The organism is Pelomonas sp. Root405 (genome assembly GCF_001425165.1).
In the GTDB taxonomy this organism is placed as follows: Bacteria; Pseudomonadota; Gammaproteobacteria; order Burkholderiales; family Burkholderiaceae_C; genus Pelomonas.
Genome location: NZ_LMDU01000018.1, coordinates 154,827 through 180,242, shown reverse-complemented (window position 1 = coordinate 180,242; position 25,416 = coordinate 154,827). Strand labels below are relative to the sequence as shown.

The 25,416-nt window shown below is 67.8% G+C and carries 25 protein-coding genes; 14 read left to right on the top strand and 11 right to left on the bottom strand.

The annotated features are described in order from the left end of the window. Window positions 1-17 precede the first annotated feature (17 nt). The 4 genes from deoA to dut are packed head-to-tail and all read left to right on the top strand — an operon-like array spanning window position 18 to window position 3,674. On the top strand, window positions 18-1,328 hold the full coding sequence (deoA, locus tag ASC81_RS26220; RefSeq protein WP_056274422.1) for a thymidine phosphorylase: 1,311 nt from the start codon (window positions 18-20) through the stop codon (window positions 1,326-1,328). Continuing rightward, entirely contained in the window at window positions 1,328-2,023 is a 696-nt protein-coding gene (gene trmB, locus ASC81_RS26215; protein WP_056274419.1) for a tRNA (guanosine(46)-N7)-methyltransferase TrmB, read from the top strand. The genes deoA and trmB overlap by 1 nt, the downstream gene beginning before the upstream one ends. Beyond that, on the top strand, window positions 2,023-3,225 hold the full coding sequence (coaBC, locus tag ASC81_RS26210; protein WP_056274416.1) for a bifunctional phosphopantothenoylcysteine decarboxylase/phosphopantothenate--cysteine ligase CoaBC: 1,203 nt from the start codon (window positions 2,023-2,025) through the stop codon (window positions 3,223-3,225). Before trmB ends, coaBC begins: the two co-directional genes overlap by 1 nt. After that, on the top strand, window positions 3,225-3,674 hold the full coding sequence (dut, locus tag ASC81_RS26205) for a dUTP diphosphatase (RefSeq protein ID WP_056274413.1): 450 nt from the start codon (window positions 3,225-3,227) through the stop codon (window positions 3,672-3,674). The genes coaBC and dut overlap by 1 nt, the downstream gene beginning before the upstream one ends. Before the next feature lie 32 nt (window positions 3,675-3,706). Here dut and ASC81_RS26200 read toward each other — a convergent pair whose 3' ends face one another. Next, window positions 3,707-4,228: a peptidylprolyl isomerase gene (locus ASC81_RS26200; RefSeq protein WP_056274410.1), complete on the bottom strand. Its 522-nt coding sequence runs from the start codon at window positions 4,226-4,228 to the stop codon at window positions 3,707-3,709. 40 nt (window positions 4,229-4,268) lie between these two features. Between ASC81_RS26200 and ASC81_RS26195 the strand changes: the two genes are divergently transcribed. Both ASC81_RS26195 and ASC81_RS26190 read left to right on the top strand, forming a co-directional pair. Further along, window positions 4,269-5,384, top strand: a complete 1,116-nt coding sequence (locus ASC81_RS26195) for a cupin domain-containing protein (protein WP_056274500.1) — start codon at window positions 4,269-4,271, stop codon at window positions 5,382-5,384. Next, window positions 5,381-5,875, top strand: a complete 495-nt coding sequence (locus ASC81_RS26190) for a hypothetical protein (protein WP_056274407.1) — start codon at window positions 5,381-5,383, stop codon at window positions 5,873-5,875. The genes ASC81_RS26195 and ASC81_RS26190 overlap by 4 nt, the downstream gene beginning before the upstream one ends. Window positions 5,876-6,370: 495 nt before the next feature. Here ASC81_RS26190 and ASC81_RS26185 read toward each other — a convergent pair whose 3' ends face one another. From ASC81_RS26185 to ASC81_RS26160, 7 genes are all read right to left on the bottom strand, one after another. Next, window positions 6,371-7,150: an MBL fold metallo-hydrolase gene (locus tag ASC81_RS26185; RefSeq protein WP_056274405.1), complete on the bottom strand. Its 780-nt coding sequence runs from the start codon at window positions 7,148-7,150 to the stop codon at window positions 6,371-6,373. A 17-nt stretch (window positions 7,151-7,167) separates the two neighbouring features. Next, complete coding sequence (bamC, locus tag ASC81_RS26180; protein ID WP_056274402.1) at window positions 7,168-8,346, bottom strand: outer membrane protein assembly factor BamC; 1,179 nt, start codon at window positions 8,344-8,346, stop codon at window positions 7,168-7,170. Window positions 8,347-8,418: 72 nt separating this feature from the next. Further along, window positions 8,419-9,300 (bottom strand): 4-hydroxy-tetrahydrodipicolinate synthase, encoded by an 882-nt coding sequence (dapA, locus tag ASC81_RS26175; protein ID WP_056274399.1) that lies wholly within the window; start codon window positions 9,298-9,300, stop codon window positions 8,419-8,421. A gap of 30 nt (window positions 9,301-9,330) precedes the next feature. After that, window positions 9,331-9,837, bottom strand: a complete 507-nt coding sequence (locus ASC81_RS26170; RefSeq protein WP_056274395.1) for a bifunctional 2-polyprenyl-6-hydroxyphenol methylase/3-demethylubiquinol 3-O-methyltransferase UbiG — start codon at window positions 9,835-9,837, stop codon at window positions 9,331-9,333. Next, window positions 9,834-9,959, bottom strand: coding sequence for a hypothetical protein (locus ASC81_RS28125; RefSeq protein ID WP_255354463.1), 126 nt, complete (start codon window positions 9,957-9,959; stop codon window positions 9,834-9,836). Before ASC81_RS28125 ends, ASC81_RS26170 begins: the two co-directional genes overlap by 4 nt. Continuing rightward, window positions 9,956-11,170 (bottom strand): MFS transporter, encoded by a 1,215-nt coding sequence (locus ASC81_RS26165; RefSeq protein WP_056274392.1) that lies wholly within the window; start codon window positions 11,168-11,170, stop codon window positions 9,956-9,958. Before ASC81_RS26165 ends, ASC81_RS28125 begins: the two co-directional genes overlap by 4 nt. Window positions 11,171-11,183: 13 nt before the next feature. Next, window positions 11,184-12,557, bottom strand: coding sequence for an amidohydrolase family protein (locus tag ASC81_RS26160; protein WP_156392431.1), 1,374 nt, complete (start codon window positions 12,555-12,557; stop codon window positions 11,184-11,186). Between the two features lie 66 nt (window positions 12,558-12,623). Between ASC81_RS26160 and ASC81_RS26155 the strand changes: the two genes are divergently transcribed. From ASC81_RS26155 to ASC81_RS26125, 7 genes are all read left to right on the top strand, one after another. Then, on the top strand, window positions 12,624-14,606 hold the full coding sequence (locus ASC81_RS26155) for a DNA topoisomerase IV subunit B (RefSeq protein WP_056274385.1): 1,983 nt from the start codon (window positions 12,624-12,626) through the stop codon (window positions 14,604-14,606). Window positions 14,607-14,760: 154 nt separating this feature from the next. Beyond that, a complete protein-coding gene (locus ASC81_RS26150; RefSeq protein ID WP_235533797.1) occupies window positions 14,761-16,278 on the top strand; it encodes a S8 family serine peptidase in 1,518 nt (505 codons plus the stop codon). Between the two features lie 141 nt (window positions 16,279-16,419). Continuing rightward, a complete protein-coding gene (locus ASC81_RS26145; protein ID WP_056274381.1) occupies window positions 16,420-17,451 on the top strand; it encodes a histone deacetylase family protein in 1,032 nt (343 codons plus the stop codon). Window positions 17,452-17,527: 76 nt separating this feature from the next. Further along, window positions 17,528-18,052, top strand: coding sequence for a GNAT family N-acetyltransferase (locus ASC81_RS26140; RefSeq protein ID WP_056274378.1), 525 nt, complete (start codon window positions 17,528-17,530; stop codon window positions 18,050-18,052). Beyond that, window positions 18,049-18,702: a lytic transglycosylase domain-containing protein gene (locus tag ASC81_RS26135; RefSeq protein WP_056274375.1), complete on the top strand. Its 654-nt coding sequence runs from the start codon at window positions 18,049-18,051 to the stop codon at window positions 18,700-18,702. The genes ASC81_RS26140 and ASC81_RS26135 overlap by 4 nt, the downstream gene beginning before the upstream one ends. After that, complete coding sequence (gene parC, locus ASC81_RS26130) at window positions 18,699-21,032, top strand: DNA topoisomerase IV subunit A (RefSeq protein ID WP_056274372.1); 2,334 nt, start codon at window positions 18,699-18,701, stop codon at window positions 21,030-21,032. Before ASC81_RS26135 ends, parC begins: the two co-directional genes overlap by 4 nt. 192 nt (window positions 21,033-21,224) lie before the next feature. Continuing rightward, window positions 21,225-21,704, top strand: a complete 480-nt coding sequence (locus ASC81_RS26125) for an FxDxF family PEP-CTERM protein (protein ID WP_056274368.1) — start codon at window positions 21,225-21,227, stop codon at window positions 21,702-21,704. Between the two features lie 182 nt (window positions 21,705-21,886). On the opposite strand, the gene ASC81_RS26120 is transcribed toward ASC81_RS26125, so the two are convergent. Genes ASC81_RS26120 through ASC81_RS26110 form a run of 3 tightly spaced genes read right to left on the bottom strand, consistent with a single transcriptional unit; the run spans window position 21,887 to window position 24,390 of the window. After that, the gene (locus tag ASC81_RS26120) at window positions 21,887-22,384 is read right to left on the bottom strand and encodes a hypothetical protein (RefSeq protein WP_056274365.1); all 498 of its coding nucleotides are present in this window, start codon (window positions 22,382-22,384) and stop codon (window positions 21,887-21,889) included. Between the two features lie 6 nt (window positions 22,385-22,390). Then, the gene (locus ASC81_RS26115; protein WP_056274362.1) at window positions 22,391-23,431 is read right to left on the bottom strand and encodes a quinone-dependent dihydroorotate dehydrogenase; all 1,041 of its coding nucleotides are present in this window, start codon (window positions 23,429-23,431) and stop codon (window positions 22,391-22,393) included. A 14-nt stretch (window positions 23,432-23,445) separates the two neighbouring features. Beyond that, on the bottom strand, window positions 23,446-24,390 hold the full coding sequence (locus ASC81_RS26110; protein WP_056274359.1) for a LysR family transcriptional regulator: 945 nt from the start codon (window positions 24,388-24,390) through the stop codon (window positions 23,446-23,448). Between the two features lie 98 nt (window positions 24,391-24,488). Between ASC81_RS26110 and ASC81_RS26105 the strand changes: the two genes are divergently transcribed. Continuing rightward, complete coding sequence (locus tag ASC81_RS26105) at window positions 24,489-25,412, top strand: DMT family transporter (RefSeq protein WP_056274356.1); 924 nt, start codon at window positions 24,489-24,491, stop codon at window positions 25,410-25,412. Window positions 25,413-25,416: the final 4 nt, after the last annotated feature.

Genomic DNA, 25,416 nt, shown 5'->3' with positions numbered 1-25,416 from the left:
GGCCGGGCACCACTGACATGCTTGCTCAAGAAATCATCCGCGCCAAGCGCGACGGCCAGGCGCTCAACGAAGCGCAGATCAACCACTTCGTCCGCGGCCTGGTCGACAACTCCTGGAGCGAAGGCCAGGTGGCCGCCCTCGGCATGGCCGTCTTCCTCAAGGGCATGGGCCGTGACGAAGCCGTGCTGCTGACCCGCGCGATGATGAATTCGGGCCGCGTCATGCGCTGGCCCGACATGCCCGGCCCGGTGCTCGACAAGCACAGCAGCGGTGGCGTCGGCGACAAGGTCAGCCTGATGCTGGCGCCCATGGTGGCGGCCTGCGGCGGCTATGTGCCGATGATCGCTGGCCGGGGCCTGGGTCACACCGGCGGCACGGTCGACAAGCTGGAGGCCATTGCCGGCTACACGACCACGCCCGACCCGGTGCGCTTCGACCAGATCGTGCGCACGCTGGGCTGCGCCATCATCGGCCAGACAGCCGACCTGGCCCCCGCCGACAAGCGCTTCTACGCGACGCGCGACGTGACAGCCACGGTCGAGAGCGTGCCGCTGATCACCGCCAGCATCCTGTCCAAGAAGCTCGCCGCCGGCCTTGAAGGCTTGGCGATGGACATCAAGTGCGGCAACGGCGCCTTCGCGTCCACGCCCGAATTCGCGCGTGAACTGGCCGAGAGCATCGTCGCGGTGGCGGGCGGCGCGGGCTTGAAGACCCGCGCGCTGATCACCGACATGAACCAGATCCTGGGCACCGACGTCGGCAACTCGCTGGAAGTCATCGAGACCATCCGCTACCTGAAGGGCGAGCACCGCGAGCCGCGCCTGCATGAGGTGACGCTGGCGCTGTGCGCCGAGATGCTGGTGCTCGGTGGCTTGGCGGCGAGTACCGCCGCGGCGCGCGTGAAGCTGCAAGCCGCGCTGGACTCCGGCGCCGCTGCTGAGAAGTTCGCCAAGATGGTCGTCGCCCTGGGTGGCCCGGCCGACCTGATGGAGCGGCCCGAAGCCTATCTGACCGCGGCGCCCGTCGTGAAGCCGGTGCCTGCGCCGCGCGCCGGCGTTATCACCACCATGTCCACCCGCGACCTCGGTGTTGCCATCGTCGAGCTGGGCGGTGGCCGCCGCAAGGCGGGAAACGCCATCGACATGCGCGTCGGCTTCTCTGAAGTGAAGCCACTCGGCACCCGCGTCGCCGCAGCCGAGCCGCTGGCCTTGATCCACGCGGCCGATGAAGCCGCCGCCGACCGCGCCGTCGCGTCCTATCTGGCTGCCTGCACGCTGGGCGACGTCGACATCGCCGCCGCGCCCATGGTCATGGCCGAGGTCGGCTGATGGACGAGAACGATCAGCCGCCGCGCCGAGCCATCAAAAGCTTCGTCACCCGCGCCGGCCGCATGGGCACGGGTCAGATCAAGGCGCTGGCGGAATTGGGCCCGAAGTTCGTGCTGCCTTACAAGCCCGAGCGCGTCGACGCCGAGACGGTGTTCGGCCGCAAGGCCCCGCTGGTGCTGGAGATCGGCTTCGGCATGGGCGGCGCCACTGCCGAGATCGCCGCCACGCTGCCTGACCACGACTTCATTGGCTGCGAGGTCCACGAGCCCGGTGTCGGCGCGCTGCTCAAGCTCATCGACGAGAAGCAACTCAAGAACATCCGCATCGTGCAGCACGACGCGGTGGAAGTGCTGCGCGACATGATCGGCCCCGACCTGCTGGCCGGCGTGCACATCTACTTCCCCGACCCATGGCACAAGAAGCGCCATCACAAGCGCCGGCTGATCCAGCCCGACTTCGTCGCCAGGCTGGTGCAGCACATCAGGCCGGGCGGCTACCTGCATCTGGCGACTGATTGGCAGCCCTATGCCGAGCAGATGCTGGAAGTGCTATCCGCCGAGCCGACGCTCCAGAACACGGCGGCCGCTGCAACAGGTTACGCTGACAAGCCGGCCTACCGTCCCCTGACCAAGTTCGAGAATCGCGGCATCAAGCTCGGGCATGGCGTGTGGGACCTGGTGTTCAGGAAGCGTTGATGACATCACCCCTCCACGGCAAGCACATCCTCCTCGCCATGACCGGCGGTATCGCCGGCTACAAGATTGCCGAGCTGACGCGGCTGTTCGTGAAGGGCGGCGCAACCGTGCAGGTCATGATGACCGAGGCCGCCGAGCAGTTCATCACCGCGGTGACGATGCAGGCGCTGTCCGGCCGGCCTGTCTACACCAGCCAGTGGGACGCCCGGCCCGACAACCACATGGCGCACATCAACCTGAGCCGCGAGGCGGATTTGATGCTGGTGGCGCCCGCCAGCGCCGACGCGATTGCCGCGCTGGCGCAGGGCAGAGCCGACGACCTCGTCAGCCTGACCGCGCTGGCCCGCCGCATCCATGAATGCCCGCTGCTGGTCGTGCCCGCGATGAACCGCGAGATGTGGGCCCACCCTGCCACGCAGCGCAACGTCGCGCAGATCCAGGCCGATGGCGCTGTCCTCATCGGGCCAGGGAACGGCGACCAAGCCTGCGGCGAGATCGGTGATGGCCGCATGCTGGAGGCGCAGGAGATCTTCGACGACGTCGAGGCCTTCCTTGCGCCCAAGATGCTGCGCGGCAAGAAGCTGCTCATCACTGCAGGCCCGACCTTCGAGCCCATCGACCCGGTGCGCGGCATCACCAACCACAGCAGCGGCAAGATGGGCTTCGCCATCGCCCGGGCTGCGGCCGAGGCCGGTGCCGACGTCACGCTGGTGGCCGGCCCCGTGCACCTGGCTACGCCGCGTGGCGTGCAGCGCATCGACGTGCAAAGCGCGCGCCAGATGTTCGACGCCGTACTGCCGCTCGCGGCCCACCAGCACGCCTTCATCGCGACGGCTGCCGTCGCCGACTGGCGGCCTGCCGAAACCCACGAGCACAAGCTCAAGAAGGCCGAAGGCGGCGCCACAGCGCCGACCATCGCAATGACCGAGAACCCCGACATCCTCGCTGCCGTCGCCGGGCTGCCCAAGCCGCCCTACTGCGTCGGCTTCGCCGCTGAAAGCGAGAAGCTGGCCGAGCATGCCGATGCCAAGCGCCGCCGCAAGGGCATCCCGCTGATCGTCGCTAACCTCGGCCCGGCCACCTTCGGCCGCGACGACAACGCGCTGCTGCTCATTGACGCGCAGGGGCAGCGCGAACTCCCCCGGGCAGACAAGCTCAGCCTCGCGCGCGAGCTGATCGCAGAACTTTCCAAACGACTCTGATGACCCAGATAGACCTGCAAGTGCTCGACGCCCGCATGGCCGAGCAGATCCCCGCCTACGCCACGCCCGGCAGCGCCGGCCTGGACCTGCGCGCCTGCCTGGATGAGGCTGTCCAGCTGGCACCGGGCCAGACGACGCTGATCCCGACGGGCCTGGCCATCCACATCGCCGACCCCGGCCTGGCGGCCATCATCCTGCCGCGCTCGGGCCTGGGTCACAAACACGGCATCGTGCTGGGCAATCTGGTAGGCCTGATCGACAGCGACTACCAGGGCCAGCTGATGGTCAGCTGCTGGAACCGCGGCCAGGCCGAATTCACCATCCAGCCCTTCGAGCGCATCGCGCAGCTCGTCATCGTGCCGGTCGTGCAGGCGCAGTTCCGGCGCGTCGACAGCTTCGATGCATCCGCCCGCGGCGCAGGCGGCTTTGGCTCGACAGGCAAGGCCTGAAGACAAGAAGGCGCCCGAGAGGCGCCTTCGGCTCAGTGGATCGGTTCGTCCGGCGGGGCGCCGGTCTGCACCATGAAGATGGGCTCGCCGACCGAGCCGGCCTGAACCTCCTCTTCCGTCGCCGCGCGCACGTCGAGCAGCGTCAGGTGCATGCGCAGGCCGATGCCAGCCAACGGGTGGTTGCCGTCGAGCACGACATGCGCCGGGTAGACCTCGGTCACGGTGTAGACCACCTGATCGGGCATGCCTTCGGTGACGGCGCCTTCCGGCAAGCCCTCGATCTGCAAGCCCGGCTCCACGCCTTCGGGGAAGAGACTGCGCGCCTCGAAGCAGACGAGGTTGGAGTCATAGTCGCCAAAGGCTTCTTCGGGCTGCAGCGCGAGGTCGGTCTCGAAGCCGACCTCCTGCCCCTCCAGCGCGGCCTCGACCTTGGCAAACAGGTCTTCCCCGCCGAGCAGGAATTCCATCGGTTCGGCCAACTCGTCGATGAGCTGGCCCTGAGCATCTTCTAGTCTCCAACGCAGGGAGACGACACAGGGGCGGGTCGCTTGCATGGGCGAGATTTTCGCACGCGGCCCTCGGCACAATGACCGCATGCAGATAGACCTCCCCACCCCGATGCTTTCCGGCCTGAGCCCCGCCCAGTTCATGCGCAAGCACTGGCAGAAGAAGCCGCTGGTCGTGCGCCAGGCCTTTGCCAATGTCCAGCCGCCCGCTTCGCTGAAGGAACTGGCGGCGCTGGCCGCCCGTGACGACGTCGAGTCCCGCCTGGTCACCGCTTTCGATGGCGAGTGGAAACTCAAGCAGGGGCCTATCGCGCGCCTGCCGGCCATGAGCAAGCCGGGCTGGACATTGTTAGTGCAAGGTCTCGATCAACACCTGCCCGAAGCTCGCGCGCTGCTGGATCAGTTCCGCTTCGTGCCCGATGCGCGGCTGGACGACCTGATGCTGTCCGTCGCCAGCGATGGCGGCGGCGTGGGCCCGCATTTCGACTCCTACGACGTCTTCCTGATCCAGCTCGCCGGCCGGCGCCGGTGGCGCATCGGCGCGCAGCGTGATGCCGTGCTGCATGACGATGTGCCGCTGAAAATCATCGCGAACTTCAAACCCGAGCAGGAGTTCGTGCTGGAACCTGGCGACATGCTCTACCTGCCGCCCGGCTGGGCGCACGACGGCGTCGCCGTCGGCGGGGGATGCATCACCGGCTCGGTGGGTTTTCGTGCGCCGACGGCCGAGGGCTTGGCCGCCGAGCTGCTGCCGCGCCTGATGGACGAGATCGATGAAGGCGGCAAGCTCTACGCCGACCCGCGCCAGGAGGCTGTCAACGAGCCGGGCTGCGTGCCAGCGGCGCTGCTGGACTTTGCACGCCGCGCCGTCGAGGCAGCGCTGCAGCGGCCGCAGGCGCTCGAGCGTGCCCTGGGCGAGACGCTGACGGAACCCAAGCCGACCGTCTGGTTCGAGCCCGGTGAGCCGCTGCCGCCGGGGCAGGGTGCCGTGCTCGACCGCCGCAGTCGCATGCTCTACGACGCGGCCCACGTGTTCCTCAACGGTGAGAGTTTTCGCGCCGGCGGCCGTGACGCGGCGCTGATGCGTTGTCTGGCCGACCAGCGCCTGTTGAGCGCGACCGAAGTGGCACGTTTATCGCCGGATGCGCGCGAACTGCTCGATCAGTGGACCGAGGACGGCTGGGTGCAGCCGATGACACCATGAAGGCTCAGAGCTTTGCCGGCCGCGCGGACTTCCAGCGTCTGCTGATCGAAACCCTGGCATGGACGGCCGAACAGGGCTGTCGCGAACTGCATGCGTGGGATGCCAGCTTCGTCGACTGGCCGCTTTCGGATGCGCAAGCCCTTGCCGCGCTGGCGACCTGGGCCCGGTCGGGCCGGCAGCTGCATCTGCTGGCATTGCAGTACGACGACGTCTTGCGGCGTCACCCGCGCTTTGTTCGCTGGCGGCGTGATTACGCGCATTGCGTGACCGCGCGCGCCGTTGATCCGGAAGTCCGCGTGGATGCGGCCCCCGAGAGCCTGCTGCTCGCTGCTGGCGCCGAGTCGACACTGACACTGCGTCTCTTTGATCGCCACCTTTGGCGAGGCGAAATCAGCGTGGACGCGGCCCAGCGGTTGCGTGCGCTGGAATGGTTTGATGCCCTGGCGCAACGCTCCAGCGATTCATTTGCGCCTACAACTTTGGGACTATGAGCGTCTGTGACATATGCACCCCTATAATTACCGGCTAGGCGAGGGAAGCGCTCGAGGTTTTCCGCGTCTTGTCTGTCGGGGGTCGCCCGTTGGTGCATGAAAAAACACCGGCGCTCGACCCCAAAGTTATGGTGTGCACCGTCGTTTAAACGTTTGAGGACAAGTATGAATAAGTCGATCCTGTTGGCTTCCCTGCTGGCTGCCGTTGCTCTGAGCGCTTGCAGCAAGAAGGAAGAACCCAAGGTTGAGGCCCCGGCTGCGGTCGTGACCCCGGCCCCGGCTCCTGAGGCTGCCTCGGCCGCCGCTAGCGCCGTTGCCGACGCTGCTTCGTCGGTTGCCGACGCTGCTGCGTCCGCTGCTTCGAAGTAATCGCTTCGTCCCCAAGAAAGAGCCGTCGCTGCGCAAGCAGCGACGGCTCTTTTCTTTGCTTTTAGTCGATGCCGCCAATTTGGGGCGACTATGTGCGCCTCCAGCCAAACTGCTGTGGGCTGCGGGTCAATTCAACGTCAACCAGTCCAGGCCATGCTTAGGGTGCGCGACGTGAATATCGGAGCCAGACGCGCCGACCACTTCGGCAAGTGCTGCGCAGGCGAGATTGGGTGTGTTGTTGTGCTCGCTGAGGTGAGCCGCAGCAATGAAACCCAGCTGCGCGTGCATGCAACGAGCCAGCAGGTCAGCAGCGGCAGCGTTTGACAGGTGTCCATGGCTGCCCAGGATGCGTTTCTTCAATGCAGGGTGATACGGCCCGGCGCGCAGCATGCTCTCGTCGTGATTGCATTCCAGCAGTAGCGCCCGGCAGCCCGCCAGTGCCGCCGCGACACCGGCTGGTGCGCAACCCAGGTCGGTGACGATGCCCAGCCGGAGCGCGCCATCGTCAAGCCGCAGTTGCAGCGGCTCGTTGGCGTCGTGCGGCACCGAAAAGGGCTGCAGTTCCATGTCGCCCAGGGCCATGGCCTGACCGCTCTTCACGATGTGCAGCAGGGCAGGGTCGAACTCGGCATTGCCCACGGCCTGCCAAGTGCCGCGGCTTGTGATCAGCGGGATGCGATAGCGCGTTGCGAAGCCCAGCGCGCAGCCAATGTGGTCGCCATGCTCATGGGTGATGAAGATGGCGTCGACGTCCGCGGGCGTGCAGCCGGCGCGAGCCAGTCGTTTGACGAGTTCCCGAACGCTGAATCCGGCATCGACGAGCAGCCGGGTGCTCGTGATGCCCTGGCTCGCTTCGACCAGCGTCGCGTTGCCACCGCTGCCGCTGCCGAGGCTGCAAAAGCGCATCACGGCAGGCGGTGACCTTACTTCAGGTCATCCATCAGCAGGCTGAGGATGCGCTTGGCGTTGTCGTCCGCAATGGCCTGGCCACGGTCGTCCAGGATGCGCACCGTGCTCTTGACGCCGTCGGCCTTGACCGAGACGCGGTAGCGCACCGGCGATGCCGACTTGGCGCCGAGCAGGCGCTGGAAGAAGTTGGGCTCTTCCTTGCCGGCTTGCTCCGGGTCGGCGTAGCGCAGGTAGAACAGCCCGGCGGCGCGGTCGCGGTCTTCGATGGTGAAGCCGTGACGGTCCAGCGACAGGCCGACACGGCGCCAGGCGCGGTCGAAGCCGTCGTTGACGCTGAGGCTGTCGGGCACTTCGGACAGCGCGCGGCGCGGGCGCGCAGCCTCGCCACCGACGGCCAGCGGCGACGGCTTGGCCGCAGGCGCGGCGGCCGGCGCTTCGGCGACGACGGCCTTGGCTGCGGTTTCCTGGCCGCCTAGCTTGAGCATCAGGCGTGAAAGCATCTCGGCTTCCAGCGTCGGGTCGCTCGGGCGGTTTTGCCAGGAGGTCGAATCACGGCTTTGGGAGGTGTAGACCTCCTGCATGCCGCGGTGGCTGATGAAAATGTCCGTGCCGGTGGCGCTGCGCTCGATGCGGGTGCGGTACATGTCCCGCTCGCCGGTCGAGTACAGGCCGTCGAACACCTTGCCGATGGTCGAGCGGATGATGTCCTGCGGCAGCTTGGCCCGGTTTTCGGCCCAGTTGGTTTCCATGATGCCGACTTCGGGCTGGTCCTTGGTGAGGTCCAGGCCGCGCTCCTGCCAGAAGGCGCGCAGCTGCGGCCACACCTGCTCGGGGGCAGCTGTGGTGTGAAGCCAGCGCTCGTTGCCGCTGCGCTCCAGGCGCACGTCACCGGCGGTGTTCGGCGCGACGCTGTTGGCCGCCATCGTCTGGCCAGGCGCCGTGGGCGCGGCGGGGCGCGCGGCGGACAGCGCCGAGGCGGTGATGGAGCCGCCCTGCACCTGGGCGCGGTTGTCCTTGGCGAGCTGGGTCAGGTCGGGCGGGATGTCTAGGCCCTGGGTCTGGCGCGAGGCGGCGCGATAGTCGACCTTGTCCGTCGAGAAGAGGCCGTCGATGGTGCTGCAGCCCGCGAGCGACAGGACAAAGGCCGTGCAGGCCAGGCGGGTCGCCGTGGGGCGGAGCGAGGAAACAGACATCACGCTGGAAATCTCCGGGGAACAAAGACGCCGGGCATGGCCGGCGCGCAGCCGCGCATTAGACCAGAGCCTTCAGAGCAATCCGGCTTCGACCATGGCCTGGCTGACCAGGGCCTGGCCAGCCGCCGTCAGCGGCGTGATGGGCAGGCGCAGCGCGGCGCCGCAGCGGCCCAGTCGGGACAGCGCCCACTTGGCCGGGCCGGGGCTGGGCTCGCAGAACAGCTGCTTGTGCAGGTTCAACAGATTGAGGTGGATCTTGCGGGCCTCGACGGCATTGCCTTGCAGCGCCAGGCGGCACATTTCGGCCATCGCGCCGGGCGCGACGTTGGCCGTCACGCTGACATTGCCATGGCCGCCCAGCAGCATCAACGCCACCGCGGTACCGTCGTCGCCCGAGTAGATGTGGAAGCCCGCTGGGGCGTGCTTGATCAGGAAGGCGCCACGCTCGATGTTGCCGGTGGCCTCCTTGATGCCGAAGACGCCGGGCAGGCCGGCGCAGCGCAACGCGGTCTCGGGTGCCATATCGGCCACCGTCCGGCCCGGCACGTTGTAGAGCATCATGGGGATGTCCACGGCCTCGGCAATCGCCTTGAAGTGCTGGTAGATGCCTTCCTGCGAGGGCTTGTTGTAGTAAGGCACGACGGACAGCGTGCAGTCCGCGCCGACTTCCTTGGCGTAGCGGCTGAGTTCGATGGCCTCAGCGGTGGAATTGGCGCCGGTGCCCGCCAGGACGGGGACGCGGCCCTTGGCATGCTCGACCGCGACACGGATGATTTCCCGGTTCTCTTCCATGCTGACCGTCGGCGACTCGCCGGTCGTGCCGACGACGCCGACGCAGGCCGTGCCCTCCTCGACATGCCAGTCGATCAGGCGGCGCAGCGCCGGGTAGTCGATGCTGCCGTCCTCGTTCATGGGCGTGACGAGGGCGACGATGCTGCCGAGGATGGGCTTCATGGTGGGAATGTCTTAAGGAATCCGGCGATTTTAGGCTGCCGGCGGCGGTCGAATGGCGGCAACGCGCTGGACGAAGCGCGGGTTGACGCTGTCGTCGAACAGATCTTCGTAAGCCACGATGCGCCAGTCTGCGCAGACGCGCAGCAACTCGCCGCGCTGCAGCAGGAAATCGGGGCGCGACGGCCGGCCGATGGTCTGCTGGCCATCGGCAAAGGTTTCCCAAACCAGCCAGCCGCCGGGCTTGACGGCCGACTTGATGCTGTCCAACAGCGGGCGCCACAGGTAGTTGCAGACGACAACCAGGTCAAAGGTTCGTTCCGGCAGCGGCCAGGGGCCGCTCTCGATGTCGGCGTCGACGATCTCGGCCAGATCGCGCAGCGGGGCGGTGGCCCCGGTGTCACGGTCGACGCCGGTGACGCGCCAGCCGGCCTCAGCCAGCCAGCGCAGATTGCGACCCGAGCCACAGGCCACATCCAGCGCCGTGCCCGCCGGTCGGGGCGCAAAGCGCTGCAGCCAGGGCGAGAGCGCTCCCGTCATCCGAAGCAGGACCAGACCTGCTCGCTGAGCTGGATCATGACCGCCGGGTGGCGGTAGGCCAGCACGGTGGCCACCAAGGCGGCGACGACCAGCGCCGGCAGGATCCATCGGCGCGGCTTCATGCCGGCTGCACCCGCGCGATGGGCGTTTCGCGCACCGGCAGATTGGCCAGCATGGCCATGATGCCCAGCGCGATGGACAGCCACCAGACGATGTCGTAGTTGCCGGTGGCGTCATATAGCTTGCCGCCCAGCCAGACGCCCAGGAAGCTGCCCACCTGATGGCTCAGGAAGACGAAGCCGCCCAGCATGGACAGGTGCTGGGCGCCGAAGATCTGCGCAACTACAGCATTGGTCGGCGGGACCGTGGACAGCCACAGGAAGCCGATGACGGCGGCGAAGACGTAGACGCTCAGCGGCGTCAGCGGCACCGAGATGAAGATGACGATGGCCACCGCGCGCAGGCCGTAGATGGCCGACAGCAGATAGCGCTTGGGGAAGCGCTGGCCCAGCATGCCCGCCGTGTAGGTGCCGAAGATGTTGAACAAGCCGATCAACATCAGTGCACCGGTCGACACGCCGATCCCCAGGCCGTGGTCCTTCAGATAGCTCGGCAGGTGCACGCCGATGAAGACGACCTGGAAGCCGCAGACGAAATAGCCCAGCATCAAGAGCTGGAAACTGCGGTAGCCGAAGGCCTCTCGCAGGGCCTGGCCGATGCTCTGGTGCACGCCGCCGAAGGCAGCCACATTGCGTTCGCGCACACCCAGCGCCAGCGGCACGATCAACAGCGCCGCGCCGGCCAGCAGCCACAAGGCGCCTTGCCAGCCGAGATGGCTGATCAGCCAGGTCTCGACGGGGATCATGACGAACTGGCCGAACGAGCCGGCAGCCGCCGCGACGCCGAAGGCCCAGGAACGCTTCTCGGGCGACACGGTGCGGCCCAGCACGCCGTAAATGACCGCATACGTCGAACCGGATTGGGCGACGCCGATCAGCACGCCGGCGCCGAGCGTGAAGCTCAGCGGGTGGCTGGTCACGGCCATCAGCACCAGGCCGAGTGCATAGGCTAGGCCGCCGCCGATCAGCACCTTCCAGGCACCGAAGCGGTCGGCCAGCATGCCCGCAATCGGGCCGGCGATGCCCCAGGCCAGGTTTTGGATGGCCATCGCGAAGGAGAAGGTCTCGCGTGTCCAGCCACGTTCCGTGATGACGGGTTGGAGCCAGAAGCCGAAGCCGTGCCGGATGCCCATCGACAGGGTGACGATGAGGGCGCCGCAAAGCAGCACCTGCTGGACGGACAGGCCTGTCGAAGCGGGGCGGGGATTGTTCATCGGCCGACTTTAATCAGCGCCGCTTCGGTTTGCTGGCTGGCTTGCTTTGGGCCTTGGCCTTGCCGGTCTTCTTCTTTTTCGCCGCGGCCTTCTTCTTCGGCGGGTCGGCCGTGGACGTGCTGGCCTGCGAGCTGGACGCTGCCACCTCCGCCAGGCGGGTCAGCAGCCGTCCCTGCTTGACGCGCAGCAGCGGCATGTCGACATGGGCCAGATCGGCCAGCGGGTCGCCGCCCAGCAGCAGGAAGCTCGCCTCGCAGCCCGGCTCGAAACAGCCGAGCTTGCGATCGGGAAAGAGGGCGCGTGGCGTGTCCCGGGTGGCCAGGCGCAGCAGCGTGGCGCGGTCCATGCCCAACTCGCTCAGCGCATGCAACTCGGCACGGGCGGTGCCGATGAACACATCGGACCCCAGCAACAGCGGCACGCCGGCTGCCTGCAGCCGGGCCAGGTTGGCGCGCTGAACCTCGCGCATGGCCGCCAGCGATTCCGCGTCGAGCTTGAAGAGGGCGGTGGCCGCCGTCGTCGTGATGACGGCTGTGCGCTGGCGCGCGGCCTGGGAGGCGGCGCTGTCGCTGATGACGAAGCGCTCGGGCGCCTGGTCCAGCGTGTTGGCATAGCCGGGCAGGTGGGCGATGGCGTCGACGCCGGCGGCCAGCGCCGCATCGAAGTCGGCGGCAGTTTCCACATGGGCAACGACGCGGCGGCCGTCGGCCTGGGCCAGCCGTGTCAACGCGCTGGCCGTGTCGGGGCGCAGTCCCAGGCGGCCGAAGCTCTCGGGCCGGCCGCGCAGCTCGGGCCGCTCGCTGTGCGCCAGCACGATGCGCAGCCAGCGGCCACCACGCGCCTGGATCGCTGGCCACTGCGCGTGGGCCTGCTCGGGGCTGTCGACCAGCACGATCTGCTTTTGCGCCGCGGCCGCCTCGGCCGTGGGCTCGGGCAGCACCGCGGCCAGCGGATAACCGTCGGGCGAGGTGATGCAGGCGGTGACGAAGCTGACGTCCGGCGCGCCTGGCGTGGCAGCCAACGGCTGCACTTCGGCAACGCCGGCTGGGTCGCCGCAGAGCATGGCGGCGTAGAAGACGCCCTCGTCGATGTACTTGTCCGCGAACTGGCCCCAGCCCCAGGCTGTCTGCAGGTTGTGGTTGTGGGCTTCGGCCAGCGGATTGATGAGGATCTGCTGGCCGCGCAGGTCCATCTTGCGGTTGACCTTGGCGGGCCTGTTGGCGACGAAGACGCCGTTCTCGACATAGAGGTTGCCACGCTGGAGCTGGCGGCCGTCGAACCAGCGGGCGTTCTTCAGCTCCCAGGACAGTGGGGCGCTGGCCTGGTAGGGGGCTTCGGCCTGTGCGAGTCCGCAGGCGAGCAGCAAAAAGGCGGTCAGGATTCTCAAGCGGGATCAGGCGAACTTCGGGGGCCGCGAATCCTAGCCGGAGCGCCTTCATAGAATCGCGCCCCTATGTCGAGCCGTCCGCCTTCCTCTCCCGCCTCTTACGGTGAAGCTTCCATCCGCGTGTTGAAGGGCCTTGAGCCCGTCAAACAGCGGCCGGGCATGTACACCCGCACCGAGAACCCGCTGCACTGCATCCAGGAGGTCATCGACAACGCCGCCGACGAGGCGCTGGGCGGTTTCGGCAAGCGCATCGACGTCACCCTGCATGTCGACGGCTCGGTGTCCGTCGCCGACGATGGCCGCGGCATTCCCTTCGGCTTGCACCCCGAGGAAGGCGTGCCGGTCGTCGAGATCGTCTTCACCCGCCTGCATGCCGGCGGCAAGTTCGACAAGGGCTCGGGCGGCGCCTACAGCTTTTCGGGCGGCCTGCACGGGGTGGGCGTGTCGGTGACCAATGCTTTGGCCAAGCGGCTGGAAGTGGCCGTCTGGCGCGACAAGCAGGTGGCCGGCATCGCCTTCGAGCACGGCGATGTCGTGCAGCAGGTCGTCACCCGCCCGGCCGCCAGTGGCGACCGCAAGCAGGGCACGACGGTGCGTGTCTGGCCCGAAGCCAAGTATTTCGAGAGCGCCGAACTGCCCAAGCACGAGCTGGTGCATTTGCTGCGCTCCAAGGCCGTGCTGATGCCGGGCGTGACCGTCACGCTCAAGATCGAGAAGACCGGCGAGACGACGACCTGGCTCTACAAGGCCGGCCTGCGCGACTACCTGGCGCAGTCGCTGCAGAGCGACCCGCTGGTCCCGCTGTTCGAGGGCGAGGGCTTCGCCACCGCCGGCGAGAGCGAGAACTTTGCCGAAGGCGAGGGCGCCAGCTGGTGCGTGGCCTTCACCGAAGACGGTGCACCGCTGCGCGAGAGTTATGTGAACCTGATCCCGACGGTCGCCGGCGGCACGCACGACTCGGGCCTGAAGGACGGCCTGTTCGGCGCGGTCAAGGGCTTCATCGAGATGCATTCGCTGCTGCCCAAGGGCGTCAAGCTGATGCCCGACGACGTGTTCTCGCGCGCCAGCTTCGTGCTGTCTGCCAAGGTGCTGGACCCGCAGTTCCAGGGCCAGACCAAGGAGCGCCTGAACTCGCGCGACGCGCTGCGGCTGGTCTCGGCCTATGTGAAGCCGGCGCTGGAGCTGTGGCTGAATCACCATGTCGACCACGGCAAGAAGCTGGCCGAGCTGGTCATCAAGCAGGCACAAACCCGGCAACGCGCCAGCCAGAAAGTTGAAAAGCGCAAGGGCTCCGGCGTGGCCGTGCTGCCAGGCAAGCTGACCGACTGCGAGAGCCGCGACCTGCTGCACAACGAGGTCTTTCTCGTCGAAGGCGACTCGGCCGGCGGCAGCGCCAAGATGGGCCGCGACAAGGAAACCCAGGCCATCCTGCCGCTGCGTGGCAAGGTGCTGAATTCCTGGGAAGTCGAGCGCGATCTGCTGTTCAAGAACAACGAGATCCACGACATCTCGGTGGCCCTCGGCGTGGACCCGCACGGGCCCAACGACTCGCCCGACCTGAGCGGCCTGCGCTACGGCAAGGTCTGCATCCTGTCGGACGCCGATGTCGACGGCTCGCACATCCAGGTGCTGCTGCTGACGCTGTTCTTCCGCCATTTCCCCAAGCTGGTCGAGACCGGCCACGTCTTCATCGCCCGCCCGCCGCTGTACCGCGTGGACGCGCCGGCCCGCGGCAAGAAGCCGGCCGCCAAGCTGTATGCGCTGGACGAGGGCGAGCTGACCGCCACGCTGGACAAGCTGCGCAAGGAAGGCGCGCGTGAAGGCTCATGGAGCATCAGCCGCTTCAAGGGCCTGGGCGAGATGAATGCCGAGCAGCTGTGGGACACGACGCTGAACCCCGAGACGCGGCGGCTGTCGCGGGTCGACTACGGCCAGCTCGACTTCGGTGCCACGGTGGAGGCCTTCAACAAGCTGATGGGCAAGGGCGAGGCGGCGTCGCGGCGCGAGCTGATGGAGCTGCATGGCGACGCCGTCGAGGTGGACGTCTGACGCCTGTGTGAAGCGGGCTGCCCCCGATACGAGGGACAGGGCCCGCCCCCGTTGACGCGGGCGGCGCGAGGCGAAAAATGGGTGGCTTCAATTCCATGGAGCTGCCATGCGCCAGCACAGATTCGCCCGAAGATTGCTCCCTCGTGCCCTCGCCGTGTGCCTGGGTTTGAGCACGCTGGCCCTGCCGTCGCTGGCAGCCGGCAAGGATGAGGTCCAGGTCATCGTCGGCCACAAGGCCAATGCCGGCGGCAGCGTGCGCGCGGAGGTGAACCGTGGCGGCGGTCGCGTCGACCACGACCTGTCCGAAGTTGACGCGCTGGTCGTCACCATGCCGCGCGCTGCGGCCCAGGCCCTGGCCCGCAACGGCAAGGTCGATTTCGTCGACTCGCCCGTGCGCCGCCGCGTCCTCGGCAGCCGCAGCATCCGGGTGGCCGGGAGCCAGGCCCAGGCGGCACCCTATGGCATCGCCATGGTGCAGGCCGACAAGCTGCCCGACAGCCAGGCCGGCAATCGCCGCCTGTGCATCGTCGACTCGGGCATCGACGCCGGTCACGAAGACCTGGCGGGCGTGCCGATGGCCGGCGAGAACTTCACCAAATCCGGCACCTGGAACAGCGACGAGAACTCCCACGGCACCCATGTGGCCGGCACCATCGCGGCACTGAACAATGCGGTGGGTGTCGTCGGCGTGGCGCCGTCGGGCCGGCTGAACCTCTTCATCGCCAAGGTCTTCGACGCCAGCGGCAGCGCCACCGACCCGCAGATCGCCCGCGCCATGATGAGCTGCGCCCGCAACGGCGCCAACGTCATCAGCATGTCGCTCGGCGGGGCCGAGGGCAGCAGGCTCGAAGCCCGCGTCGTGTCCCGCCTGGCCAAGCAGGGCGTTCTGCTCATCGCTGCGGCCGGCAACGATGGCGACAACACGCTGTCCTATCCCGCCGCCTTTCCCGAGGTCGTCTCGGTTGCCGCCGTCGACTCGGACAAGGTCGTGGCGGGCTTCTCGCAGTTCAACGCCGACGTCGAGCTGGCCGCGCCGGGCGTGGCCGTGATGTCGACGGTGCCGGCCTTCAGCCAGACCGGCGCGTCGCTGGACGTGGCCGGCAGCGGCTACGCCGAGCAGTCCATGGAGGGCTCGCCGCGCAGCACCGCGACCGGCGCTCTGGCCGATTTCGGCCTCGGCACGGCCGCCGCGGCCGGCAGCATGACGGGCAAGGTCTGCCTGATCCAGCGCGGCACGATCAGCTTCGCGGAGAAAGTCGGCAACTGCCAGGCCAGCGGCGGCGCTGGGGCGGTGGTCTACAACAACACGGCGGGCGACCTGGTCGGCACGCTCGGCGAGACGGTGACGGCCATTCCCTCGGTCGGCGCCACGCAGGCCGATGGCGCGACGCTGCTCGGCCAGCTCGGCCAGTCGGCCGAGGTCGGCGTCTTCGGCCTGCCGGACCTGTACGCGGCCTACAGCGGCACGTCGATGGCCACGCCCCATGTGTCCGCGGTCGCGGCTCTGGTCTGGAGCCTGAACCCCGGCTGCACCGCCGCTCAGCTCCGCGCCTCGCTGAACAAGAGCACCCTCGACCTGGGGACCGCAGGGCGTGATGACTACTACGGCAACGGCCTCGTGCAGGCCAAGGCCGCTCACCAGCGCATCGCCACGATGGGCTGCGGCAGCTGAGGCCGCGGCCTTCGCCCTGACGGGGCGGCATCAAAGCGTTGCACAATCCCGCGCCGTGATGACCGCCCCCACCCTGATCCCCTCGCCTCTGACGCCGCCCGGCGGCCGTGGCTGCGCGCTGCCACGTCGAACGGAGGGCTGATGCGAACGGTCTACAACACCGGGCACGCGCAGCACGCGGCCACGCACGAGTTCTTCCGCGGCCGGCTGGTGCCAGCGTTCGAGATCCCGGCACGGGCCGACTACATCCTGCAGGCCCTGCAGGCGGCCGGGCTGGGCGACGTGCTCGTGCCGGTCGACCATGGCCTGGCGCCGCTCGCGCGGGTGCACGCGGCGCGCTATCTCAAGTTCATCGAGGGCGCGCATGCCGAGTGGCTGGCTCTGGGAGGAGAAGGCGACGCCTTCCCGGCCGTGTGGCCGGTGCGTTCGCTGCGCAGCGATGTCGAACCGGCGAGCTTCGCGGCGCGCATGGGCCTGTATTCGATGGACAGCGGCACGCCGCTCACATCGGGCAGCTGGACCGCGGCCTATGCCGGCGCGCAGGCTTCGCTGACGGCGCTGGACCTGGTGCTGGCCGGCCAGCGGTCTGCCTATGTGCTGACCCGCCCGCCCGGCCACCATGCCGGCGCGGACTTCTTCGGCGGCTATTGCTTCATCAACAACGCCGCCGTTGCCGCGCAGGCCGCGCGCGATGCGGGCCTCGCACGCGTCGCCATCCTGGACGTGGACTACCACCATGGCAACGGCACCCAGGCCATCTTCTATGACCGCGCCGACGTGTTCTACGCCAGCGTCCATGGCGACCCGCGCACCGAGTTCCCCTTCTTCCTCGGCCATGCCGACGAGACGGGCGCAGGTGAGGGCGCGGGCTTCAACGCCAACTTCCCGTTGCCGGTCGGTGTCGCGAACGATGGCTGGTTCGCTGCGCTGGAGCAGGCGCTGGCGCGGCTGACGGTCTACCGGCCCGACCTGCTGATCGTGTCCCTCGGCGTCGACACCTACGGCGGCGATCCGATCTCGCATTTCAAGCTCGACGAGCCCGAGTTCCGCCGCATGGGCCAGCGCATCGCCGCCTTCGGCGCGCCGACGCTGTTCATCCAGGAAGGCGGTTATGCGACCGAGGCCATCGGCCGCAATGTCGTTGCCGTGCTTGGCGGATTTGAGACTGCATGACAACCCCCCCGCTCGCTCCGCTCACTGCCCCCCGAGGGGGTTGGTCATTCCTTGGGACGGCCCGGCGGGAAGGCCTATGAGCCTCAGATTGCGCCCGACCATGCTGTCCGACCTCGACTGGGTCGTCTCGGTCGAGCGCGACGGTGCCAACCTGCCCTTCATCACGCCCTGGGAAAGGACGCAGCACGAAGGCGCCATCCGTTTTCCGGACTCGCGCCACTTCATCCTGGAGGAGGGCGACGCACTGGAGCGCATCGGCTTTGTCATCCTGCAGGGCTGCCGCAACCCGAACGGCTCGGTCGAGTTGAAGCGCTTGGTGCTGCAGGCCAAGGGCCGCGGCCTGGGGCGGGCGGCGGTGCGGCAGCTCAAGGCGATGGCCTTCACGCAGCTGAAATCTCACCGCTTCTGGCTCGACGTGAAGGGGTTGAACACGCGCGCTTTCGAGCTGTACCGCAGCGAAGGCTTCGTCGAGGAGGGCCGGCTGCGTGAGAGCGTGCGCGTGACGACCGACGGCGCAGATGGCTACGACTCGCTGATCGTCATGTCGCTGCTGGATCGCGAATACCAGGCGCGCGTGGCGCTCGGCTTGGAGGCCGCATGAGGGCCTGGCTTTTGGTGTTGCTGGCCTGTCTTGCGCTGCCCGTGCACGCCGAGCTTTGGGGCTTTGTCGACGCGGCCGGTGTGGCTCATTTCGCGCCGCGCCAGCTCGATGCGCGCTACAAGCCGGTGCTCGGCAGCGTCGGCATGCAGCGCGTGCCCGGCAAGACCGACGCCGGACTGGCCTTGCTGAACTGGCTGGATATTGCGCCGGAAGTGAAAGCCGTCCAGCCCTGGGTGCGCGAGGCCGCCGCGCGGCATGGCGTCGACGCCGAACTGCTCAAGGCCATCATCGCCGTCGAGTCGGGCTACCAGAAGGCGGCCGTATCGCCGCGGGGCGCCATGGGCCTGATGCAGATCACGCCGGAGACGGCGGCCCGTTACGCGACGCCGGCCGACGCTGCGCGGCTGATCGAGCCGCGCATCAACATTCACACGGGCGCGCGCATGCTGGCCGACTTGTTGCGCCGCTTTCCCATCGACACGGCATTGGCCGCCTGGAATGCCGGCGAGGGCGCGGTACGTCGCGCCGGCAACCGCTTGCCCGACATCGATGAAACCCAGGCCCATGTGCAGCTCGTCCTTGAGCTGTACTGGGCCTTGCTGCAGCAGAGCCAGCCGGCCCGCGCGCAGCGCCTGACCTTGCATCCATGAGTTCCCAGACCCCCATCGATTTCGACTTGCCCACCGAGGGCGACGACGCCAACGCGCTGACGCTGGCCGCCTACGCACAGCAGGCCTACCTCGAATACGCGCTCAGCGTCGTCAAGGGCCGCGCATTGCCGTCCTATGCCGACGGCCAGAAGCCGGTGCAGCGCCGCATCCTCTATTCCATGCATCGCCTCGGCCTCGGCTGGAGCGGCAACTCAGGCGCCAAGCCGGTCAAGGGCGCCAAGGTCGTCGGCGATGTGCTCGGCAGCTTTCACCCGCACGGCGACCAGTCGGTCTACGACGCGCTGGTGCGCATGGCGCAGGACTTCTCGCTGCGCTATCCGTTGATCGACGGCCACGGCAACTTCGGCAGCCGCGACGGTGACGGCGCTGCGGCGATGCGCTACACCGAAGCGCGCCTCGCCCCCATCGCCCGCCTGGTGATGGACGAGATCGACGAAGGCACGGTCGACTTCCGCCCCAACTACGACGGCACGACGCAGGAGCCGGTCGAGCTGCCGGCGCGCCTGCCCTTCGTGCTGCTGAATGGCGCCAGCGGCATTGCGGTCGGCCTGGCCACCGAGATCCCGAGCCACAACCTGCGCGAGGTGGCCGCGGCCGCCGTGGCGCTGCTCAAGGACGACAAGCTCGGCGACGACGCGCTCTACGACCTGATCCCGGGGCCGGACTTCCCTGGCGGCGGCCAGTTGATCAGCGCGCCCGAGGAAATCCGCGCGGCCTATGCGTCGGGTCGCGGCAGCCTCAAGCTGCGCGCGCGCTGGAAGATCGAGGACCTGGCGCGCGGCCAGTGGCAACTCGTCGTCACCGAACTGCCCCACGGCACCAGCGCGCAGAAGGTGCTGGAGGAGATCGAGGAGCTGTCCAACCCCAAGGTCAAGGCGGGCAAGAAGACGCTGTCTGCCGACCAGTTGCAGCTCAAGGCCGGCCTGCTGGCGGTGCTGGACGTCGTGCGCGACGAGTCCAGCAAGGACGCGGCCGTGCGCATCGTCTTTGAACCCAAGAGCCGCACCGTCGAGCAGCAGGACCTGATCAACACGTTGCTGGCCCACACCAGTTTGGAAAGCAGCGCACCGGTCAACCTGACCATGATCGGCGCCGACGGCCGTCCGACACAGAAGAGCCTGCGCGAAATGCTGGCCGAGTGGGTGGGCTTCCGCCAGGTGACGGTGCGCCGGCGCACCGAGCATCGCCTCGCGCACGTCAATGACCGCATCCATGTGCTCGAAGGCCGGCAGCTGGTGTTGCTGAACATCGACGAGGTGATCCGCATCATTCGGGAGTCCGACGAGCCGAAGACGGCGCTGATTGCGCACTTCAAGCTCAGCGACCGCCAGGCCGAGGACATCCTCGAAATCCGCCTGCGCCAGCTCGCGCGGCTCGAAGCCATCAAGATCGAGCAGGAGCTGGCCAAGCTGCGGGACGAGCGCGCCAAGCTCGAAGACATCCTGGGCTCGGCCGCCGCGCTGCGCCGCACGGTCATCAAGGAGATCGAGGCCGACGCCAAGCAATACGGCGACGACCGCCGCACGCTGATCCAGGCGGAGAAGCGCATCACGGCGGAGGTCAGAATCGTCGATGAACCGGTCACTGTCATCGTCAGCCAGAAGGGCTGGGTGAGGGCGCTGAAAGGTCACGAGGTCGATGTCGCCGCCCAGACCTTCAAGGCCGGAGACGCACTCCGGGGTGCCTTCCGCTGCCGCAGCGTCGACCCGCTCGTCGTCATCGCCAGCAATGGGCGCGTGTACTCGGTGCCTGTCTCGACACTGCCCGGCGGGCGGGGCGACGGCCAGCCCATCACGACGATGATCGAGCTCGAAAGCGGGTCACAGATCGCGCACTACATGGCGGCGGCAGCGTCGCAGCGCCTCGTCATGGCTGGGTCGACCGGTTACGGCCTGATCGCGCAGGTGGGCGACCTCGTCGGGCGGCAGAAGGCAGGCAAGACCTTCCTGGCGCTTGATGAAGGCGAACAGCCCTTGGTGGCTGCGGTACCCGCGACCGTGGTGGCGGTCCAGCTCGGCGTGTTGAGCGCGCAGGGGCGCTTGCTAACCTTTTCTCTCGACGAACTCAAGCATCAGCCCAAGGGCGGCAAGGGGTTGATGTTGATGGACCTGGAAGCGAAAGACACGCTGGCCTCCGTTGCCTGCTTCACGACCCATCTCCGCGTGCTCGGCAGCGGTCGTGGCGGCAAGCCGCGCGAGGAACTGCTGAAGAACCAGTCTTTGGCCGCTCATGCGTCCAAGCGGGCTCGCAAGGGCAAGGCGGTCGATGGCTTGCAAAAGGTCGCGCGCCTCACTGCCGAGTTGCCATGAACAGAATTGGTGACAGCCAGCGCTTCACTGGTGCAGAAGTGACAAGGCTGGGGCGTGTACTTACAAGAGGCTACAAGTAAAAGAGGGTGTACCCCTAGGCCAAGGGATGTTTGAGACTTTCTACCGCTTCGTTGCACTGCACAATAGTTTCCGGCGGTTGTGCTTGACCGTCCCAAGTCAGGAGCTACGCATATGAAATTGAAAACCATCGTCGCCGCAGTGGCGGCGTTCACCGCCCTCAGCAGCCAAGCCGCATCTTGGAACTGGGGCTCGCACGGCGCCCTTGAGCTCGGTGGCAACACCGTCAGCGGCGCCATCTTCGACACCTTCTCGTTCTCGCTGGGCACTGCGTCCAACGTGGAGAGCGGTGTTCTGTCCTTCGGCACCATCGTGGGCGGCGCTTACAGCCTGTACTCCGCAGGTGGCGACGGCATGATCGGCGGCGGCGACGACGTCGGCATCGGCGCCTGGACCTTCGGTGGCACGAACTCCGTGTCCCTGGGCGCTGGCAGCTACTACTACTCGGTCCTGGGCGGCGCAGCCGGCACGGCTTCGTACGCCATCGCTTCGGCTGCCACGCCGGTGCCGGAACCCGAAACCTATGCCCTGTTGGGCGCCGGCCTCGGCATCATCGGCTTCGTCGCTTCGCGTCGCCGCCGCGACGACCGTTAATCGGAACTTGGGATGAGCGCCCCTGGTGGGGCGCGCTTCAGGAGCGCCAACGCTCCCCCAAAAATTCAGGATTCGTCTTCAGCGACCTCGGGCGTAAACCTGAGGTTCGTTGGTATTCATGATCCTTCAAGGTCTTGGTAGCGCAAGCTTCCAGGGCCTTTTTCACGCCCACGCCCTGCAGATCAGTCGTCCATGCCCGGGAACAACCGGCTCGGAAACACCATGCTCTGGCCCGCCCGCACAACGCGGCCTTCCTTGAAGTGGACGTTGAAGCGCATGCCGTAGCCGGCTTGGTCGGGCTCGATGGTCCAGTCCCAGACATTCTCGCCGCTGTTGCGGTAGAACACGCGGCTCCTTTCGGTGCCGAGGATGCGGCTGACCTGCTCGGGTGTCATGCCCGGCTCGATGCGCGCGCGGTTGGCGGGTGATAGGCCGTCCTGGATGCCCATAAGCCGTCCGTCGGCATTGAGGCGCACCATATAGCTGTGCCGGCCCATGGGCTGGCTTGAATATTCCAGCGTGCGCCCGCCATCGGCTTCAGGCCAGACGCGGCGCGGTTGGCCGTAGATCGCGACCACCTCCGCCTCGCTGCTGACGCCGGGCTGCAGTCGCGCATCACGGTCCAGGGTCGCACAGCCGGTGAGAACGGCTGCGCAGATGGCGAGGAGGGCGAAGCGCATGATGTTTCAACCTTGTGCGAGGGCCCTCGCGCACTGGCTGACAAGGGCCGGGCCCTTGTAGATAAGGCCGGTATAGACCTGCACAAGATCAGCGCCGGCCTGGATCTTGGCGCGTGCATCGGCGCCGCTCATGACGCCGCCCACGCCGATGATGGGGCAGCCCGCCGGCAGCGCGGCGCGCAGCAGGCGGATGACGCGGTTGCTGGCTTCGAAGACGGGAGCGCCGGACAGGCCGCCGGTCTCGCCGGAGTGGGCCAGGCCTTGCACTTTGTCTCGCGCGATGGTGGTGTTGGTCGCGATGACGCCGTCCATGCCGTTGGCCTTCAGCGTCTGTGCGATGACGCCGACCTGGTCCTCCTCCAGGTCCGGTGCGATCTTGACGAACATCGGCACCCGCCGGCCGGTCTGATTTTCCAGCTGAAGCTTGCGCTGCTGCAGGCGCGACAGCAGGGCGTCGAGCGCCTCGTCGCTTTGCAAAGCGCGCAGGTTCTTGGTGTTGGGGCTGGAGATGTTGACCGCGATGTAGTCGGCATGCGGGAACACGCCGTCCAGACCGAGCAGGTAGTCGTCGGCCGCGTTCTCGATGGGTGTGGCGGCGTTCTTGCCGATGTTCAGGCCGAGGATGCCGCCGGCCTTGCGGAAGCTGTGGGCACGTTTCACGTTGGCGATGAAGCTCGGCAAGCCCTCGTTGTTGAAGCCAAGCCGGTTGATCAGCGCGTTAGCCTCCGGCAGGCGGAACATGCGCGGCTTGTCGTTGCCTGGCTGGCCCTTGGGCGTGACGGTGCCCACCTCGATGAAGCCGAAACCCATCGCGCCGAAGCCGTCGATGCAGCGGCCGTTCTTGTCCAGGCCGGCGGCCAGGCCGATGCGATTGGGGAAGCGCAGCCCGGCGATGGTGACCGGATCGCTGATGCGTTCGCCGCACCACAGCAGCTGCGCGGGCGTGTTCTGCAGCTTGGCGATGCTGTTCAGCGTCAGTTCGTGGGCGTGTTCGGCGTCGAGGCCAAAAAGGAAAGGGCGGACGAGGGCGTAGGGCATCAGCGGCATAGCCCCCGATTCTCTCAGTCACGATCCCACGGCGGCACGTCGCCCATCTTCTCCAGCATGAAGTCGATCAGCGCCCGCACCTTCGGCGCCGGGTGGCGGCTTGGCAAGTAGACGGCGTAGAGCGTGTCGGCATCGGCCAGGCCGCCCACCGGCTGCCAGCCGGGCAGCACGGCACGCAGGCGGCCGGCGCGGAGGTCGGCGCCGACGGCATAGGTCGGCAGCACTGCCAGCCCCAGGCCGGTGAGTGCAGCGACGCGCAGAGACTCGCTGCTGTTGGCCGTCAAGCCGCTCTCGAAGCGCAGCGCGCCGCGGGTCTCGACTTCGGCGACCTCACTCTGTGGGGCATGGCGGAAGCGCCAGCGGTCGGGGGACTGCAGATAGCCGAAGCGCAGGCAGCGGTGGCCGGCGATGTCAGCCACGGACCTCGGTTCGCCGTGGGCCTGCAGATACGCCGGCGCGGCGCAAAGCACGAAGCGGATGGTGGCCAGCCGCCGTGCCACCAGCCCGTCGGACGGCCTGTTCGTCAACCGCATCACGACGTCGAAGCCTTCTTCGGCCAGGTCGACGTAGCGGTCGTTCAGGCCCAGCACCACTTCCAGGCGTGGGTGGCGGGCGCAGAACTCGGCCATCAGCGCCGTGAACTGCAGGTTGCCGAACGCCGTGGACGTGGACAGGCGCAACACGCCGCGCGCCTCGTCGCGCTGGCCGGCCAGTTCGGTCTCCAGCGCCAGCGAATCCTCCATCAGGCGCAGCGCGCGCTCGTAGACCGCCCGGCCCTCGGCGGTCGCGCTGACGCTGCGCGTCGTGCGGTGCAGCAGCCGCGTGCCGAGCTGGTCCTCCAGCCGGCCGACCTGCTTGCTGACGGCCGATTTGGTGGTGCCCAACAGGCGGGCTGCGCCCGAGAAACCGCGGGCGTCGACGACACGGGCAAAGGCTTGCAGGTCTTCGAGGCGGCCCATCAGTGTGCTCCGTTTGGAAACTCTGAATCGAATTTTTGAAGGATTGTGTCCTATATCGCTAATTCCTAGAGTGACGCCACGCCTTTGAAGGAATTGCCATGACCACCTTGTCACCTTGCCTCCCGGCCCGCTCCTTACGCCCCAGCCTGCCGTACCGCCTCATCGCCGGGCTCGTTGCGGCCAGCCTGCCGCTGGTTTTCATCTTGCTGTGGAGCAGCGGTTACGTCGCCGGCAAGCTGGCCCTGCCGCACACGGGCCCGATGACCTTGCTGACGCTGCGCTTCGGCTTGGCGGCGGTGGTGCTGCTGGCTGTGGCGGCCGCTACCGGCGCGCCGTGGCCGCGGCGGCGCGCGGACTGGGGCCATCTCGCCGTTGTCGGCCTGCTGATGCAGGTGCTGCACTTTTCCTGCATCTATTTCGCGCTGCGCTGGGGCTTGAGTGCCGGTGTGGCCGGCTTGCTGATCGGCCTGATGCCGCTGGCCATGGCGCTGGGCGCGCACCTGTGGCTGGCCGAGCGCATCGGCGCCCGGCAGATGCTCGGCCTGCTTGGCGGCCTGGCGGGTGTGGGCCTGGTCATCGCCGACAAGCCGCTCGGCGGCGCCTGGACCGCCTATGCCGTGGCCGGCCTCGGCCTGCTCGGCCTCGTCGCCGGCACCCTCTACCAAAAGCGCTATTGCGCCCACATGGACCTGCGCAGCGGCGCGGGTATCCAGATGGCGGTGTCGGCACTCGCCGTTGCCACCGTCGCCGGGCCGTTGGAGGGCTTCGCCATCGACTGGACGCCCGAGCTGGTCGGCGCCTGGCTGTGGCTGGGCCTCGTCAACTCCATCGGCGCCTTCAGCCTGATGTTCATCATGATCCGCCGCGGCCAGGCGGGGCAGGTGGCGCGGCTTTTCTTCCTGATCCCCGGGGTGTCGGCGCTGATGGGCTTCGTGCTGCTCGGTGAGCGTCTGGAGCCGCTGGCGCTGGCCGGCTTTGCGCTGTCCGCGCTGGCGGTGTGTTTCGCTGCCGCCAAGCGGTGAAAAT

Coding starts and splice junctions, on each gene's coding strand:
- ASC81_RS26185 (WP_056274405.1), bottom strand. CDS start 7,150: ATGCGCTTTTGCAGCCTCGGCAGCGGCAGCGGTGGCAACGCGACGCTG.
- ASC81_RS28125 (WP_255354463.1), bottom strand. CDS start 9,959: ATGAAGCCGCGCCGATGGATCCTGCCGGCGCTGGTCGTCGCCGCCTTG.
- ASC81_RS26135 (WP_056274375.1), top strand. CDS start 18,049: ATGAGGGCCTGGCTTTTGGTGTTGCTGGCCTGTCTTGCGCTGCCCGTG.
- dapA (WP_056274399.1), bottom strand. CDS start 9,300: ATGAAGCCCATCCTCGGCAGCATCGTCGCCCTCGTCACGCCCATGAAC.
- ASC81_RS26145 (WP_056274381.1), top strand. CDS start 16,420: ATGCGAACGGTCTACAACACCGGGCACGCGCAGCACGCGGCCACGCAC.
- deoA (WP_056274422.1), top strand. CDS start 18: ATGCTTGCTCAAGAAATCATCCGCGCCAAGCGCGACGGCCAGGCGCTC.
- bamC (WP_056274402.1), bottom strand. CDS start 8,346: ATGTCTGTTTCCTCGCTCCGCCCCACGGCGACCCGCCTGGCCTGCACG.
- parC (WP_056274372.1), top strand. CDS start 18,699: ATGAGTTCCCAGACCCCCATCGATTTCGACTTGCCCACCGAGGGCGAC.
- ASC81_RS26140 (WP_056274378.1), top strand. CDS start 17,528: ATGAGCCTCAGATTGCGCCCGACCATGCTGTCCGACCTCGACTGGGTC.
- dut (WP_056274413.1), top strand. CDS start 3,225: ATGACCCAGATAGACCTGCAAGTGCTCGACGCCCGCATGGCCGAGCAG.
- trmB (WP_056274419.1), top strand. CDS start 1,328: ATGGACGAGAACGATCAGCCGCCGCGCCGAGCCATCAAAAGCTTCGTC.
- ASC81_RS26200 (WP_056274410.1), bottom strand. CDS start 4,228: ATGCAAGCGACCCGCCCCTGTGTCGTCTCCCTGCGTTGGAGACTAGAA.
- ASC81_RS26110 (WP_056274359.1), bottom strand. CDS start 24,390: ATGGGCCGCCTCGAAGACCTGCAAGCCTTTGCCCGTGTCGTCGACGCC.
- ASC81_RS26195 (WP_056274500.1), top strand. CDS start 4,269: ATGCAGATAGACCTCCCCACCCCGATGCTTTCCGGCCTGAGCCCCGCC.
- ASC81_RS26190 (WP_056274407.1), top strand. CDS start 5,381: ATGAAGGCTCAGAGCTTTGCCGGCCGCGCGGACTTCCAGCGTCTGCTG.
- ASC81_RS26115 (WP_056274362.1), bottom strand. CDS start 23,431: ATGCCGCTGATGCCCTACGCCCTCGTCCGCCCTTTCCTTTTTGGCCTC.
- ASC81_RS26120 (WP_056274365.1), bottom strand. CDS start 22,384: ATGCGCTTCGCCCTCCTCGCCATCTGCGCAGCCGTTCTCACCGGCTGT.
- ASC81_RS26155 (WP_056274385.1), top strand. CDS start 12,624: ATGTCGAGCCGTCCGCCTTCCTCTCCCGCCTCTTACGGTGAAGCTTCC.
- coaBC (WP_056274416.1), top strand. CDS start 2,023: ATGACATCACCCCTCCACGGCAAGCACATCCTCCTCGCCATGACCGGC.
- ASC81_RS26105 (WP_056274356.1), top strand. CDS start 24,489: ATGACCACCTTGTCACCTTGCCTCCCGGCCCGCTCCTTACGCCCCAGC.
- ASC81_RS26165 (WP_056274392.1), bottom strand. CDS start 11,170: ATGAACAATCCCCGCCCCGCTTCGACAGGCCTGTCCGTCCAGCAGGTG.
- ASC81_RS26170 (WP_056274395.1), bottom strand. CDS start 9,837: ATGACGGGAGCGCTCTCGCCCTGGCTGCAGCGCTTTGCGCCCCGACCG.
- ASC81_RS26125 (WP_056274368.1), top strand. CDS start 21,225: ATGAAATTGAAAACCATCGTCGCCGCAGTGGCGGCGTTCACCGCCCTC.